The sequence below is a fragment of the Citrobacter sp. Cpo221 genome, assembly GCF_030332345.1.
In the GTDB taxonomy this organism is placed as follows: Bacteria; Pseudomonadota; Gammaproteobacteria; order Enterobacterales; family Enterobacteriaceae; genus Citrobacter; species Citrobacter portucalensis.
Genome location: NZ_JAOWIA010000058.1, coordinates 446,745 through 462,192, shown reverse-complemented (window position 1 = coordinate 462,192; position 15,448 = coordinate 446,745). Strand labels below are relative to the sequence as shown.

General features: G+C 53.1%; 13 protein-coding genes. 4 read left to right on the top strand and 9 right to left on the bottom strand.

What is annotated here, in order from left to right; all coding sequences use genetic code 11:
- Nucleotides 1-7: 7 nt before the first annotated feature.
- Nucleotides 8-1,081, top strand: a complete 1,074-nt coding sequence (locus OGY72_RS19765) for a fimbrial protein StkG (RefSeq protein ID WP_286548949.1) — start codon at nt 8-10, stop codon at nt 1,079-1,081.
- Nucleotide 1,082: 1 nt separating this feature from the next.
- Here the strand turns inward: OGY72_RS19765 and OGY72_RS19760 are convergent, their stop codons facing one another.
- The 4 genes from OGY72_RS19760 to OGY72_RS19745 all read right to left on the bottom strand — a co-directional run bounded on the left by OGY72_RS19760 (nt 1,083) and on the right by OGY72_RS19745 (nt 4,611).
- Entirely contained in the window at nt 1,083-2,312 is a 1,230-nt protein-coding gene (locus OGY72_RS19760; protein ID WP_286548945.1) for a polysaccharide deacetylase family protein, read from the bottom strand.
- A gap of 61 nt (nt 2,313-2,373) precedes the next feature.
- A complete protein-coding gene (locus OGY72_RS19755; RefSeq protein WP_080210193.1) occupies nt 2,374-2,814 on the bottom strand; it encodes a PTS sugar transporter subunit IIA in 441 nt (146 codons plus the stop codon).
- Nucleotides 2,815-2,917: 103 nt separating this feature from the next.
- Nucleotides 2,918-3,688, bottom strand: coding sequence for an ABC transporter permease (locus OGY72_RS19750; protein WP_003829467.1), 771 nt, complete (start codon nt 3,686-3,688; stop codon nt 2,918-2,920).
- Nucleotides 3,685-4,611, bottom strand: a complete 927-nt coding sequence (locus OGY72_RS19745; protein ID WP_103768372.1) for an ABC transporter ATP-binding protein — start codon at nt 4,609-4,611, stop codon at nt 3,685-3,687. Before OGY72_RS19745 ends, OGY72_RS19750 begins: the two co-directional genes overlap by 4 nt.
- Nucleotides 4,612-4,719: 108 nt before the next feature.
- Between OGY72_RS19745 and can the strand changes: the two genes are divergently transcribed.
- Entirely contained in the window at nt 4,720-5,382 is a 663-nt protein-coding gene (gene can / locus OGY72_RS19740) for a carbonate dehydratase (RefSeq protein ID WP_286548938.1), read from the top strand.
- 93 nt (nt 5,383-5,475) lie between these two features.
- Here can and hpt read toward each other — a convergent pair whose 3' ends face one another.
- The 3 genes from hpt to cueO form a co-directional block, all read right to left on the bottom strand.
- Nucleotides 5,476-6,012, bottom strand: a complete 537-nt coding sequence (gene hpt / locus OGY72_RS19735) for a hypoxanthine phosphoribosyltransferase (protein WP_003018658.1) — start codon at nt 6,010-6,012, stop codon at nt 5,476-5,478.
- Between the two features lie 251 nt (nt 6,013-6,263).
- On the bottom strand, nt 6,264-7,919 hold the full coding sequence (tcp, locus tag OGY72_RS19730) for a methyl-accepting chemotaxis citrate transducer (protein ID WP_286548935.1): 1,656 nt from the start codon (nt 7,917-7,919) through the stop codon (nt 6,264-6,266).
- 184 nt (nt 7,920-8,103) lie between these two features.
- Entirely contained in the window at nt 8,104-9,723 is a 1,620-nt protein-coding gene (cueO, locus tag OGY72_RS19725; protein WP_191235756.1) for a multicopper oxidase CueO, read from the bottom strand.
- Between the two features lie 153 nt (nt 9,724-9,876).
- On the opposite strand from cueO, the gene OGY72_RS19720 reads away from it, so the two are divergent.
- On the top strand, nt 9,877-10,224 hold the full coding sequence (locus OGY72_RS19720; RefSeq protein ID WP_003018667.1) for a YacC family pilotin-like protein: 348 nt from the start codon (nt 9,877-9,879) through the stop codon (nt 10,222-10,224).
- 33 nt (nt 10,225-10,257) lie between these two features.
- Here OGY72_RS19720 and yacL read toward each other — a convergent pair whose 3' ends face one another.
- Both yacL and acnB read right to left on the bottom strand, forming a co-directional pair.
- Nucleotides 10,258-10,620 (bottom strand): protein YacL, encoded by a 363-nt coding sequence (gene yacL, locus OGY72_RS19715; protein WP_003018670.1) that lies wholly within the window; start codon nt 10,618-10,620, stop codon nt 10,258-10,260.
- A 173-nt stretch (nt 10,621-10,793) separates the two neighbouring features.
- Nucleotides 10,794-13,391 (bottom strand): bifunctional aconitate hydratase 2/2-methylisocitrate dehydratase, encoded by a 2,598-nt coding sequence (acnB, locus tag OGY72_RS19710; RefSeq protein WP_286548933.1) that lies wholly within the window; start codon nt 13,389-13,391, stop codon nt 10,794-10,796.
- Between the two features lie 448 nt (nt 13,392-13,839).
- Here acnB and OGY72_RS19705 point away from each other — a divergent pair, with 448 nt between their 5' ends.
- Nucleotides 13,840-15,444 carry a DUF3300 domain-containing protein gene (locus OGY72_RS19705; protein WP_286548931.1) on the top strand — a complete coding sequence of 535 codons (1,605 nt, stop codon included), beginning with the start codon at nt 13,840-13,842 and terminating at the stop codon, nt 15,442-15,444.
- Nucleotides 15,445-15,448: the final 4 nt, after the last annotated feature.

Below are 15,448 nucleotides of genomic sequence, written 5' to 3'. Positions count from 1 at the left end.
AGGATTTATGATGAAATTGAGTCGTTTATCACTGGCACTGATGATCCTGGGCGCATCGGGTGCAGCCCATGCGGCCTATGAGTGTCGCTTTGTAAACAACCTTCCACGGCAAATTATGATGCCGGGCGTACAACCGGTAATCACTCCGCTGCCGCCGGGAACCATCACGGCGCCTACGCAAATAAGCACCACCATCCTGATGGAGATGCAGCCAGCGTTAACGTCTTACTGTGATGTCGGCGATGACGGCGATAACGTTTACCAGAAGACGGATAACTCACTGCTGTGGGGTTACGTGGATAATAAAGCCATGTTCAGAACGAACATTCCAGGTATTTATTACGCCATTGCGATCTACCCTGATGATAACCGCATCGCGGCCTGGTTCCCGCCAGGTACAGGGGGATGGACTCTCACCGGTGACATCCATGAAGATGAAGGCATTGTTGACGACCAAATCTGGCGTGCACGGATGGAGATTTACCAGTATCCCGATTTTAACGGCGTACCGAGCGGTACGACCATGCTAACCGCCATCGGCGGCCCGCTGGGGGAAATAGTGCTGGGCAATCCGATGACGGGAACAGTCGATGATCACCCCCGCCCGCTGATCAACATCTCGGAAATGTCGTTTAATATTCCCTTAAACGAGCCGACCTGCGCGTTACGCGCGCCCACCACCGTTGACCTGGGAGACTGGTATCGTTCCGACCTGGAAAACGACAGCACCAAAGAGGTGTCGTTTCAGATTACCGGCACCTGCGTTAATACTATGGCGGTATACTCCACCATTAGCTCCTCGCACACCACGGCGGATAAAGGCTATTTTACTAATGCTATCACCAGCAATTCTGCCATTACCGCCGCGGGTGGCGTTGGGGTACAACTCAGTTCATCAGCAAGCCATCATCTGTACGCCGATGGTCCTAGATTCACCCTGGCGATAGGTGAAATCAGCTATGGAGATCCGGTCAATATCGTCGATTACACCATGAAGGCGAAACTGGTGAAAACCGGCTCTGAAGCGGTGACTGCGGGCGTTTTCGGCACCACGGTGACTTTCCAGGTCACCTACGAATAAGCTACCCCTGCGGCTGATTACTAATCAGCCGCGACATCGTCTCCAGCGAATCCGTGCGTAAAATATACAGCCTTTTGAGCAGCATCGGATTATCTCCCGGTTTCACCTTCCCTCTCACCGTGGTCACCGCCATGTGGAATCCCGCATCGCCCGCCGCTTTTACCGCCGTGGCGTTATACCCACCAAACGGATACGAAAGATACAGGACGTGAGGATTGAACTGGGACAGCGCCCGACGCGAACGGGCAAAATCGAACAGAATATTGTGATAGCTGCGACTCAGCAGGATCGGCCGATGATGAGCGTCCACCCGATGTAAAAAATGGGTATGCGACTGGAAGTCAAACACGTCCCTGATCCCATTCAGTTCAGAGACGCTCATAAACTGTAGCGATTTCGGATCCCACTTCTGCGGGTGGCGCTTAATGCGTGACGAGATAATAAACGCCGTCGCCTTCATACCGTTCTGTTTCAACACCGGATAAGCATAACGACTCACCGACTTTAGGCCATCGTCGAACGTCAGCACCACCGCCCGCGCCGGGAGATTCATGTTGTTGCGTACATAGCCTTCCAGTTGATACATCGTCAGCGTCGTGTAGCCGCGATCGTGTAGCCAGGCCATCTGGTTACTAAACGCGCGTACGGAGGTTGTCGTGGAGGTGTGGCGAAAGCGGGTGTTCTCTTCATCGCGCAGAATATGATGATAGGTTAACACCGGGATACCGTTGTCTTCCTGCGCATCCAGAGCACTGATATAAGCCAGTCTGCCGCCAATGCGGATCTGGTACCAGGTCTGGTTGAGTCGGTCCTTAAGCTTACTGATAATGGGATAGCGCAGATTATCCGCCAGCACGCCAAACGGCGCGCTACCGACATCTGGGGCATTATAAACCGGTGTATCTTTCCAGGTGACCAGGCTTTGATTGCTGAGCGGTTTATTGAGATCGCCCAGACCATCGTCAACTTTCTGCCTCCCCTGAACCGGCTCCAGATGTCCCTTATCAATAAACCCGGTACCCAAGCCAAAGGTAAATTCGTAATAGTCTGCCGCGATGGGCTCAACGGCAAGGATCTGCCCGGCGCGAATATTCCCGACCGTCACCATCTTATTGCCAATCTGCGCCCATACGGCGGCCGCTTCGGTGGTTTGCATATAGCGAGCAGGCAAAGCCGCGGCGACGCTGCCAGAGAACAGGAGCACTACAACAAGCAGAACGCGCATAACCATATGAGATAACCGAGGCGAGAAACCTCGGTTATTGTAGCAAAAGCATCATCAATACCAATGATTAATACTCATACAAATCATGCTTCAACACGAAGGGGGGATTTTTTTGTTGTTGATGCCAGAGGCTGGAGACTTCGGGGCCGCCAAGCGCGACGATGCAATCGCGAAACGCAGAACTGCTCAGCGATTCCCGTGACGAAATCATTCGCTCAAGCAATGGATAGCTGATACCTGAAATCACTTCACACTGGGGGTGTTTGTGGCTCATTAACGAGGCTACGCGGTACGGCGCGGCCCCGGCCATATCCGTCAGGAAGATCACGCCCTCGCCTGAGTCGGTGGCATGCAGGGCATGGCACATCATGCGGCTTAACATATTCGAGCTGAGCCCACGCCAGAAACTTACCGCCTGACATTGCTCCAACGGACCGTACTTTTTCTCCAGACGATGCAGCATATCCTGTGCCTTATCGTCATGACAGGTAATTACCCAACCTAACATTGCCTACCTCCTTAGCAGGCAAGTAGTTTATCAGGGTGATAAATCGGTAATGGTGATAAGCATCAAAAGTCTTCCTCTCCCGGCCAGGAAGAGGAAGAAAGAATTAGCTACGCAGGCCGCGTCCGCGCTGAATCAGGTACCAGCACAGCAAGTAAAACGCCGCAATGAACACCACTAGCACGCCAAACGTGGTGACCAGCGGAACATCATGAATACCCAGGAAGCCGTAGCGGAAGCCGCTAATCATGTAGACAATTGGGTTCAGATGCGACAGCCCCTGCCAGAACGGCGGCAGCAGCGTTAACGAATAGAAAACGCCCCCCAGGTAGGTCAACGGCGTCAGTACGAAGGTCGGGATCAGGCTGATATCGTCAAAAGTTTTGGCAAAGACCGCGTTCAGCAGACCGGCCAGCGAGAACAGTACCGCCGTTAATACCAGCGTGAGCGCTACAAAGACCCAGGAGTGCACCTGGAACGGCACGAAGAACAGTGAAATAGCCGTTACGAGGATCCCTACGCACAGGCCACGCGCCACGCCGCCGCCGACAAAGCCCGCGATAATGACGTGCGTCGGCACCGGGGCTACCAGCAGCTCTTCAATATTGCGTTGAAACTTGGCGCTAAAGAACGACGAGGCCACGTTGGCGTACGAGTTGGTGATCACTGCCATCATAATCAGCCCCGGCACAATAAACTGCATGTAGCTAAAGCCATGCATTTCGCCGATACGCGAGCCAATCAAATTACCAAAAATAATAAAATAGAGCGTCATGGTGATGACGGGAGGCACCAAAGTCTGGACCCAGATACGCATAAAGCGGTGGATCTCTTTCGCCCAGATGCTTTTCAGCGCAACCCAGTAAAGCTGCATCATGCGCGATCTCCTTGTTTTTCATGAACCAGAGAAACAAACAGTTCTTCCAGTCGGTTCGCTTTGTTACGCATACTCAATACCTGAATGCCCTGCGCACTCAGCTGAGAAAAGACGCTGTTGACCCCTTGTTCACGCAGAACCTCCACTTCCAGCGTGGAAGTGTCGACCAGCCGGTACTGATAACCTTCCAGTTTCGGCAGCGGGCTTTTCGGCGCCAGATCGAGGATAAAAGTCTCGGATTTCAGTTTGGAGAGCAGGCTCTTCATCGAAGTATTTTCCACCAACTCACCATGCTGAATAATGCCGATATTGCGACACAGCATTTCCGCTTCTTCGAGATAGTGGGTGGTCAGAATAATGGTGGTGCCTTTGTCGTTTAAATCCTTTAAAAAGCCCCACATTGAACGACGTAACTCAATGTCGACGCCCGCCGTTGGTTCATCCAGAATGAGTAATTTCGGCTCGTGCATCAGCGCACGGGCAATCATCAGACGACGTTTCATCCCACCAGACAGCATGCGTGCGCGCTCGTTACGTTTTTCCCATAAATCGAGCTGCTTTAAATATAGTTCGCTGCGTTTGACCGCTTCTTTATGCTCAACACCGTAGTAACCCGCCTGGTTGACCACGATCTGCTGCACGGTTTCAAACGGGTTAAAGTTAAACTCCTGCGGCACCAGACCAAGCTGACGTTTAGCATTAACCGTGTCTTTTTCGAGATCGTATCCGAAGACGCTCACCCGTCCGGAAGATTTATTCACCAACGAGCTGATTATCCCAATGGTGGTGGACTTTCCTGCGCCATTCGGTCCCAAAAGCGCATAGAAATCACCCGCTTCGACTTGCAAATCTATGCCGCGTAACGCTTGAACGCCACCGGGATAGGTTTTTTTAAGTTGTTGAAGTTCCAGAGCAATGGTCATGGTTTTTTACTTACCTTACGTTCTGACATTTTATATATAGTTTAATTAATGCTGGAGTTACCCTATATTAGCCCATCGAATTTATCTGGCTTCGGGTCGTACAACTCCATGAAAGACATAGATACACTCATCAGCAACAATGCACTATGGTCAAAGATGCTGGTAGAAGAGGATCCCGGATTTTTTGAAACGCTGACGCATGCCCAGAATCCGCGTTTTCTATGGATTGGATGTTCCGATAGCCGCGTTCCCGCTGAACGTTTAACCGGTCTTGAACCGGGTGAACTGTTTGTTCACCGTAATGTTGCTAATCTGGTTATTCACACCGACCTGAACTGTCTCTCAGTGGTTCAGTATGCGGTGGATGTGCTGGAAGTGGAACATATTATTATTTGCGGCCACTATGGATGCGGCGGCGTCCAGGCGGCGATTGAAAATAAAGAACAGGGGCTGATTGATAACTGGTTACTGCACATCCGCGATATCTGGTTCAAACACAGCTCACTGCTGGGTGAAATGCCGCAGGAACGTCGCATGGACACCCTGTGCGAACTGAATGTGATGGAACAGGTCTATAACCTGGGCCACTCAACCATTATGCGTTCAGCCTGGAATCGCGGTCAGAAAGTGACCATTCACGGCTGGGCATACGGTATTCATGACGGTCTGCTGCGCGATCTGGACGTCACCGCCACCAGCCGCGAAACGCTGGAGCAGCGCTATCGCCAAGGGTTGTCTAACCTGAGTCAGAAACACAGCAACCATAAATAATGTGACATTGCCGGGAGGCGGCGACGCCTTACCCGGCCTACAAACCTACACCGTAGGTCTGATAAGCGAAGCGCCATCAGGCGCTCCAGCCAGTTACTCGTCCAGCAGCACCACTTTGCCAACATACGGCAGATGGCGATAACGCTGCGCATAATCAATGCCGTAACCGACCACAAACTCATCAGGAATTGAGAAGCCGATAAACTCGACCGGAACATTCACTTCACGACGAGAAGGTTTGTCCAGCAGCGTACAAATAGCCAGGGATTTCGGCTCGCGCAGGCTCAGAATTTCACGCACTTTGGACAACGTATTGCCGGAGTCGATGATGTCTTCGACAATCAGCACGTCCTTGCCACGAATGTCTTCATCCAGGTCTTTCAGGATTTTAACATCACGCGTGGTAGACATTCCGCTGCCATAGCTGGATGCCGTCATGAAATCGACTTCGTGGGAGACATGCACTTCACGGCACAGATCCGCCATAAACATAAATGAGCCACGTAACAGACCAACCAGCACCATATCGCTGCCGCTGTCCTTGTAACGTTCGTTAATCTGGCGCCCCAGTTCAGCAATACGCGCTTTGATCTCCGCTTCCGGGATCATCACTTCAACAGTATGTTTCATAAACCCTATAACTCACTGATTTTTATCAGTTGACACATCATGCAGATCGAAAGAAAGCGCTTACGTTGATACACCGACTGACAGACGGCGACCCGCTCTAACCACAAAACTTGCGACAGCATACAAACAATTCAGTTGATGAAGTATACCAGTAAAGAGAGCGGGTTCCTCTGATAGTTCACAGGAGAACCCGTTTGCGGCGTTTTTTGTACGCTTATTAATCAACACCAGGAGCGCACGGCAGACTGTGGCTAAAACGTTTCCCAGTGTGGGTCTTGTGGCGAACTCCCCGCGGAGGTCGCTTGCGGAGCATCCTTAGGTGGTTTTCGATGCTCACTGTTGGAGGCATCGCGAGTGATGCGAAATGCCGCCACGGCCAGGCGTAACTGTTCAGCTTGTTGTTCCAACGAAGCGGCGGCGGCGGCAGACTCCTCTACCAGCGCGGCGTTTTGTTGTGTGACACTGTCCATCTGCGAGACCGCGAGACTCACCTGCTCAATCCCCCGACTCTGCTCCTCCGAGGCGGAGGCGATTTCCCCCATGATGTCCGTCACGCGGGTAACCGCAGCGACAATCTCTTTCATCGTTTTACCCGCGTCCGACACCTGCTGAGATCCCATCCCCACGCTGTGGGTTGAGTTATCAATCAACGCCTTGATCTCTTTGGCTGCCTGAGCGCTACGGCTTGCCAGGGTACGGACTTCACCCGCCACAACAGCAAATCCGCGTCCCTGCTCTCCTGCTCTGGCTGCCTCAACCGCCGCGTTGAGCGCCAGGATATTGGTCTGGAAAGCAATACTGTCGATGACGCTGGTGATCTGCGCAATTTGCTGTGAGCTACCGGCAATTTCACTCATTGTGTGCACGACTGTATCAACAACCCGTCCACCACGCGCGGCAGTATCAGACGCATTCTTAGCCAGTTGAGTCGCCTGTTTCGCATTGTCCGTATTTTGCTTCACGGTCGCGGTAAGCTGTTCCATGCTGGCGGCTGTCTCTTCAAGTGAAGCGGCCTGCTGCTCGGTACGCGAAGACAGATCGTTGTTACCTGATGAGATTTCCGCTGCACCGCTATGAATCGTTTCTGAGCTGTTACGCACCGACGTGACTGTCGAAATCAGCGACTGTCGCATTTCATCTAAGCCCGTCGCCAAACGCCCCATTTCATTACGTCCCTGGACGTCGAGTTGATGGGTCAAATCACCACGGGTAATAATGCGAATATGCTCCATAATCTGCGCCAGGGGTTTAAGCAGCATATGCTGCAACCCGCTCCAGATCATGCCCAGAACGATGAGCACAGCGACGACAATTGCCCCTAATGTCCATTGCATGCGGGTAAAGCTGTGCTGATTCTCCGCCGCCGCGTGCTGAAGCAGCGCGTTATTTTCGTTACGCCACTGGTCATAGCTGGCTTCCATCTCATCCTGCGCCTTCTGAGCATCAAGATCGCCATAGGCTTGATAGTTATTCGCGCGCAGATACTCTATCGATAACGCCATCACGTCGTGCATCTGCCGATACTGTTTTTCCATTTCAGATGCAATTTGCGGATTCTGCCCCGACACCTGCGGCAATGACTGATAATGCGCGAAGTATCCCTCAGCCTTCTTCATTGACTCACTCGCCGTTTTCAGCAAAGTATCAATTGCCGCCAGTGAGGCCGGATCGCGTTGGTTCTTTAAGAAACGAATTGCTACACGGGTTACCGTTACCCGGGTTTTAATCAGCGTATTGACGCTATCACTCAGATTTTCCTGTTGGGCGTTCAGGGTGCCTGAGTTCTGGAAATTATGGCGATCATTGTTTACCGCAGAATAAAAAAAGCTTCCTGTCACGACCTGTAGCAAACAGAAAATGGCGAGAACCAGAAGAATGCCGGTAATAACGCGCACATTTTTAATCATAGTATTTCATCCATTGAACTCACATTGGGTACCCAATGATTATCGGCTTCAAAGGCGATTACTTTATGTGCAATAGCAGAATTTGCAGGAGGAGGGAGTCGTGCGATGAAACGCTGTAAAGAGACTGTGTTTTATCCGGCCTACGAGAGATTTCTGCAGGCCGGATAAGCACAACGCGATTTTTTTAGACAGTGAAGCCGAGCATCATCCCGGTATCTTCATGCTCTAGCAGATGACAGTGCGCCATATAGGCATGCTCTTTTGGTGCATCGTGGTCAAACTTCACCAGCACCTCGCTCACGCCGCCTTCTACCCGCACCGTGTCCTTCCATCCCGCGCGGTGTGCGGCTGGCGCTTTGCCATTCTCAGACAAAATGCGGAACTGCGTGCCGTGAATGTGGAACGGATGCAGCATCATGTCGCCCTGACCGGAAATTACCCAGCGTTCGTGCTGCCCTTTCGCCGCGGCAAACATCGGTTTATTCATATCAAACGCCTGACCATTAATCCGGTTGGCGTTATGGAAATCAAACGATCCGCCATGCTTCATGTTGCCCATATCACCATGCTGCATATTCCCCATCTCACCGTGGTTCATATTGCCATGATTCATATTGCCGTGGCCCATATTGTCATTATTCATATGGCCCATCATCTTCCCATGATCCATACCCGCCATGGCCTGAGCGCCGTATTTCTTCATCAGCATTTGCATGCCCATCATGTCGAGCATCGGATCCATCGACAATTGCAGTTTGCGCACCGTCAGCCCTTCCAGTGACGGCAGCGATGGCATGGATGTCAGCGAATCTGGTAGCGTGCCGGAAGCGGTAATCAGCAACGGTTGAACGCGCATCACCGGGTGCGGCTTATCAAATGGCGCAACTGCCATCCCCATCTGGCTGACTGGCAGAGTGACCAGATCAAAAGCTTTGCCGTCACTGACATCCACCAGCACTTCAAAGCGCTCACCCATCAGCATAGGAAGCTCGGTCACTTTTACCGGTTCCGCCAACAGTCCACCGTCGCTGGCAATGACGTACAAAGGACGATTGTCGCTGGCCGCAATGTTCAGTGAGCGTGCATTACAACCATTCAGCAGGCGTAGACGCAACCAGCCACGCGGTGCGGCATGCTGAGGATAAATCGCCCCATTGGTCAGCAGCGTATCGCCAAACCAGCCGACGGCGGCGGTCATGATGTCCAGTCGATAATCAACCTGCCCATCAGCAGAGAACTGTTTGTCCTGAATAATCACCGGTACATCATCAATGCCCCACTGCTTAGGCAGCATCAGCTTGCGAATCTCTTCATCTTCAATCAGCACCAGTCCGGCCAGCCCCATCGCTACCTGACGGCCGGTCTTTCCATGCTGATGCGGGTGGAACCAGCATGTTGCCGCGCGCTGATCCGGCGTGAAGGTCACTGAACGTTTCCCGCCCGCCGGGATAATGCCTTGCGGCCCACCGTCGACTTCACCGGGGATTTCCAGACCGTGCCAGTGCAACGTCGTCTCTTCGGCAAGCTGGTTATGGATATCCACGGTCACCGATTGCCCTTTGTTCAGCTTGACCGCAGGTCCGAGTAAATTGCCGTTATATCCCCAGGTCGTCGCTGTTTTACCAGCAAAGCTCGATTTTCCGGCTTGCACCACCAATTGCATACGGTTTGAGGCATCCGCGGTTAGCAGGTCAGGAATGGGCAATGCAGGGCGGTCTGCGGCAAATACGCTCCGGCTCCACAGAGGTAACGCTGACGCGACGCCCAGCGCCACGGAGTACTTTAAAAAGTCACGACGTTGCATAATCACTTCCTTATATTCAGCAGCTTAAGCAGGCTATCTTTTAAGCATAAGCCTTCCCCTTACGGGAAGGTCAAGTGAACGGCTAATAATAAAGGTCGTCGCTTCGCTCGCAGTATGCTAACGTTTAAATTCCGTGATGCAGTGGTAGAAGCAATGAAGACGTTTTTCAGAACAGTTTTGTTCGGCAGCCTGATGGCCGTATGCGCAAATAGCTACGCGCTCAGCGAGTCCGAAGCCGAAGATATGGCCGATTTAACGGCAGTTTTTGTTTTTCTGAAAAATGACTGTGGATACCAGAATTTGCCTAATGGGCAGATTCGTCGCGCACTGGTCTTTTTTGCCCAGCAAAACCAGTGGGACCTGAGTAATTACGACACCTTCAATATGAAAGCGCTGGGTGAAGACAGCTACCGCGATCTCAGCGGTATCGGCATCCCAACGGCAAAGAAATGCAAAGCGCTGGCACGTGACTCTCTGAGCCTGCTGGCCTACGTTAAATAGATAGTTTTGCGGAGCCCTCAGGCTCCGCATGAATTAACGCTGTTGCACAAATTCGCGGTATGCCGCCACAACCTGAAGAAAGTCCTCTACACCACAGAGCGAAAAACTTTCTTCGTCGTAGTAGCTCATCCCCTCTTCCATCTCATCGCCGGAGAACTCCAGCTGATTAGCGCGGACCATCACTTCTTCGCCATCCAGCCAGAGCGTGTATTCATGCCCTGCTCGCTGCCAGGAGCGCTCACTGCCCTTAACCGCACGCGCTGCCTGTTCCACTTCATCAAGTAAGGCCAGGTTTTCTTTCACTTCCTCATTAAACCAGTGCCCCACCACCTCGTGGCCCATGGACATACGCACTTTTACCACTCCGGTAATATCGCGCAGAAATTCGTAATCCATAATGTCTTCCTCTGCTCCCGGCAATGCGCCAATACCGCATTGCGCCTTGCTGTAATTATCGCAGCAGCGCGGCAGAAAAAAAGCGTAGCGGGTATAAGGAATAGAAATAAAAATGCCCGGAGAAGCAGACTTCTCCGGGCATTGATGTGTTTTTACACAAATGCGTTAGCGCATTACACCGCGGTCTGGAAAATCACACCATCGGCTTTCTCGGTATACTGAGACAGCTGGTCAAAGTTCAGATAACGGTAAGTATCTACGGCCGTTTTATCTACCTGCGCCACATAGGTCTGGTACTCTTCCGCCGTCGGCAGTTTGCCGATCAGCGCCGCAACCGCCGCCAGCTCCGCAGAAGCCAGGTAGACGTTTGCCCCGGTACCTAAACGGTTCGGGAAGTTACGGGTAGAGGTCGACACCACCGTTGCGCCGTCGGCTACACGCGCCTGGTTACCCATGCACAGAGAGCAGCCTGGAATTTCGATACGCGCACCGCTCTTACCGAATACGCTGTAGTAGCCTTCTTCAGTCAGCTGAGCGGCGTCCATACGGGTTGGCGGAGCCACCCACAGACGCGTCGGCAGCTGGCCTTTGTGCGCATCCAGAAGCTTACCAGCGGCACGGAAGTGCCCGATGTTAGTCATGCAGGAGCCGATGAACACTTCGTCAATCTTCTCGCCCTGTACGTCAGACAGCAGACGCGCATCGTCCGGATCGTTCGGCGCACACAGGATTGGCTCTTTGATATCCGCCAGATCGATGTCGATCACCGCCGCGTATTCTGCATCAGCGTCGGCTTCCAGCAGCTGCGGATCCGCCAGCCATTTTTCCATGCCCTGCACACGACGCTCCAGCGTACGGCGATCGCCGTAACCTTCCGCGATCATCCACTTCAGCAGAACGATGTTAGAGTTCAGATACTCAACGATCGGCTCTTTGTTCAGCTTGATGGTACAACCGGCAGCGGAACGTTCAGCGGAAGCATCGGTCAGTTCGAACGCCTGCTCCACTTTGAGATCCGGCAGACCCTCGATTTCAAGGATGCGGCCAGAGAAGATGTTTTTCTTACCTTTCTTCTCAACGGTCAGCAGACCCTGTTTGATCGCGTACAGCGGAATGGCGTGTACCAGATCGCGCAGGGTGATACCCGGCTGCATTTTGCCTTTGAAACGCACCAGAACGGATTCCGGCATATCCAGCGGCATCACGCCGGTCGCCGCAGCAAACGCCACCAGACCAGAACCTGCCGGGAAGGAAATCCCGATAGGGAAACGGGTATGGGAGTCACCGCCGGTGCCAACGGTGTCCGGCAGCAGCATACGGTTCAGCCAGGAGTGGATAACGCCATCGCCCGGACGCAGGGAGACACCACCACGGTTCATGATGAAGTCTGGCAGCGTATGGTGCGTATTGACGTCCACCGGCTTCGGATAGGCCGCGGTGTGGCAGAAGGACTGCATCACCAGATCAGCAGAGAAGCCCAGGCACGCCAGGTCTTTCAGTTCGTCACGGGTCATTGGGCCAGTGGTATCCTGAGAACCGACGGAGGTCATCTTCGGTTCGCAGTACGCGCCCGGACGGATACCTTTCACGCCGCAGGCGCGGCCAACCATTTTCTGTGCCAGGGAGAAGCCACGGCTGCTTTCCGCCACGTCTTTCGCCTGACGGAATACGTCTGAGTGTGGCAGACCCAGCGCTTCGCGCGCCTTGGTAGTCAGGCCGCGACCAATGATCAGCGGAATACGGCCACCGGCGCGAACTTCGTCGATCAGGACTTCAGTTTTCAGCTCAAAGCTTGCCAGCAGTTCGCCGGTTTCGTGGTTGCGTACTTCGCCTTTGAACGGGTAAACGTCAATCACGTCGCCCATATTCATGTTCGACACGTCCACTTCAATCGGCAGTGCGCCCGCATCTTCCATGGTGTTGAAGAAGATAGGTGCAATTTTGCCGCCGAGGCACAGGCCGCCGCCGCGCTTGTTCGGCACATGAGGAATGTCGTCACCCATGAACCACAGCACGGAGTTGGTTGCGGATTTACGCGAAGAACCGGTACCGACAACATCACCCACATAAGCCAGCGGGTAACCTTTTTTCTGCAATTCTTCAATCTGTTTGATCGGGCCAACAACGCCCGGTTGATCCGGTTCGATACCTTCACGGGCGTTTTTCAGCATCGCCAGCGCGTGCAGAGGGATATCCGGACGAGACCATGCATCCGGTGCCGGAGAAAGGTCATCGGTGTTGGTTTCACCCGTCACTTTGAAGACGGTAACGGTGATTTTTTCAGCCAGGGCAGGACGGTTCAGGTACCATTCGGCATCAGCCCAGGATTGCATTACCTGCTTCGCATATTCGTTGCCCGCTTTGGCTTTTTCTTCTACGTCGTAGAAGTTATCGAACATCAGCAGTGTTGAAGAGAGCGCTTTAGCGGCAATTGGTGCCAGTTTTGCGTCGTCCAGCGCGTCGATCAGCGGATGAATGTTGTAACCACCCTGCATAGTGCCCAGCAGTTCAATGGCTTTTTCTGGGGTAACCAGCGGGGAGGTGGTGTCGCCTTTCGCGACAGCGGCGAGAAAACCAGCTTTAACATAAGCGGCTTCATCTACGCCAGGAGGAACGCGGTTGATCAACAGGTCTAACAGGAATTCTTCTTCGCCCACAGGCGGGGTCTTCAGCAGCTCGACAAGTGCAGCCATTTGGGTTGCGTCTAAAGGTTTTGGCACAATCCCCTGGGCAGCACGCTCAGCTACGTGCTTACGGTATTCTTCTAGCACGACGATATCTCCTCGCTCTCATTGTCATAATGCGGCGCTTTTGTAGATGGGCGATTCTCTTCACGCTCCTGTGAGACAGTAGTTAGTAGGGTAAATGCCCGGTACCGCATAAGGCACAATAACAGGATTTTCACTAAGTGTTAATCCGTTTACAAAAAAGCAACATAAAAAATTGGCTGAATCGTTAAGAATGGTATAGCGACAAGGCGCAACGCAATTTAGGCTGCCTGAAACCTCCCTGAAACGGTTGATTTTTAAGCGCGATCGGCTGAATATTCCAGCGATTTTCCCGCCATCAGATATAATTGTGTAATAAATCTTCACACTCTTTTTCCGGACTTACCGGGCGAATCCCCAATAAAAGTCAAAACTGTCTAACACGGGTGAATAATACTCGCGGCAACAGGAACGCCTCACGGCACAGCGCTTGTCTCGTTGGAGTCATTTTATGAAGTTGCCCCTTAAGCCACATCTGCTTGTCCTTTTGTGCAGTGCCGGGCTGTTTGCCGCCTCTGGCGTGATGTTCGTTAAAAGTCGCACAACGGAACCTGCAGCTCCGGCCCCCGTTGCACAGCAACCGTCAGCACCGGCTCCAGCTCCCGTAGCGGCCCCTGCCCCGGCCGACCAAACAGCGCCCGTTGTGGCACCAACCTACTCGGCAGCACAAATCGATCAGTGGGTTGCACCTATTGCGCTCTATCCAGACTCGCTGCTGTCGCAAATTTTGATGGCCTCAACTTATCCGGCTAACGTCATCCAGGCCGCACAGTGGTCAAAAGACAATCCCAAAATGCAGGGCGATGCCGCCATTCAGGCCGTTGCCAGCCAGCCCTGGGATCCCAGTGTGAAATCGCTGGTCGCCTTTCCTCAGTTGATGTCGCTGATGGGTGAAAATCCGCCGTGGGTACAAAGCCTGGGCGATGCTTTCCTCGCACAACCGAAAGATGTCATGGATTCCGTTCAACGTCTGCGTGCGCTGGCGCAACAGACCGGTGCGTTGCAATCAACACCGCAACAGACTGTCACTACTGTGACCAAAGCAGCGCCAGCTAAAACCGCCACCAGCGAGTCGACGACCAGTTCAGCGACCACAACAGCCACGACCACCTCAACAAGCCCAACGGTTATCAAGATTGAATCCGCCGATCCGCAGGTGGTGTACGTTCCTACCTATAACCCGAATACGGTTTACGGTACCTGGCCAAATACCGCCTACCCACCAACCTATTTGCCGCCTACGCCCGGCGAGCAGTTTGGCAACAGCTTCGTTAATGGTTTAGGCTTCAGCCTCGGCGTCGCTACAACCTATGCCATCTTCAGCAACATCGACTGGGATGACGACGATGATCACCATCATAATGATGACTGGGATAACCATGGCGGCTATAACCGTAATGGTGATAACAACATCAACATTAACGTTGATAACTTCAATAAAATCAGTGGACAACGACTGACAGACGCCAACCGTACCTGGCAGCACAACCCGGCCTATCGTGAGGGTGTGCCATACCCAAATAACCAGCTCAATAACCGCTTCCACTCCACTAACACGGCTACGGGCTTAAGTTCAACCCAACAAAGACCGGTCAACCGTGATAGCCAACGCCAGGCTGCGATGAGCCAGATGGAAAAATCGACGGGGAAAACATTCCCGCAGACAGCGCGCTCGGGCACGAAAGACGCCCAGCGTCAGGCGTCCAGCCAACAGCTGAAGCAGATTTCCCAGCGTAATAACTACCGCGGTTACGATACCAAACCGCAAACAGCGAAACGGACAAGCACACAGCAACGTGAGAATCGTCAGGCAGTCGCCCAGCGACAGGAGAAACGGGTCACGCAACCGGTACAGCAACGCAATGTGCAACAGCGCAATCTTCAGCAGCGGACCAGCCAGCCACGCGCCAATGCGCTGAGCGGTAACGACAGCCGCTCCGCCAACTGGCAGGCACAGCAACAGCGAGGTGCCCAGAGCCGGCAGGTCGCCCGTAATCAGCCATCGCGCCAGCCTTCTGGCGGGCGTGCTGAACACCGTGAATTCCGTCATCGTTAAGGGA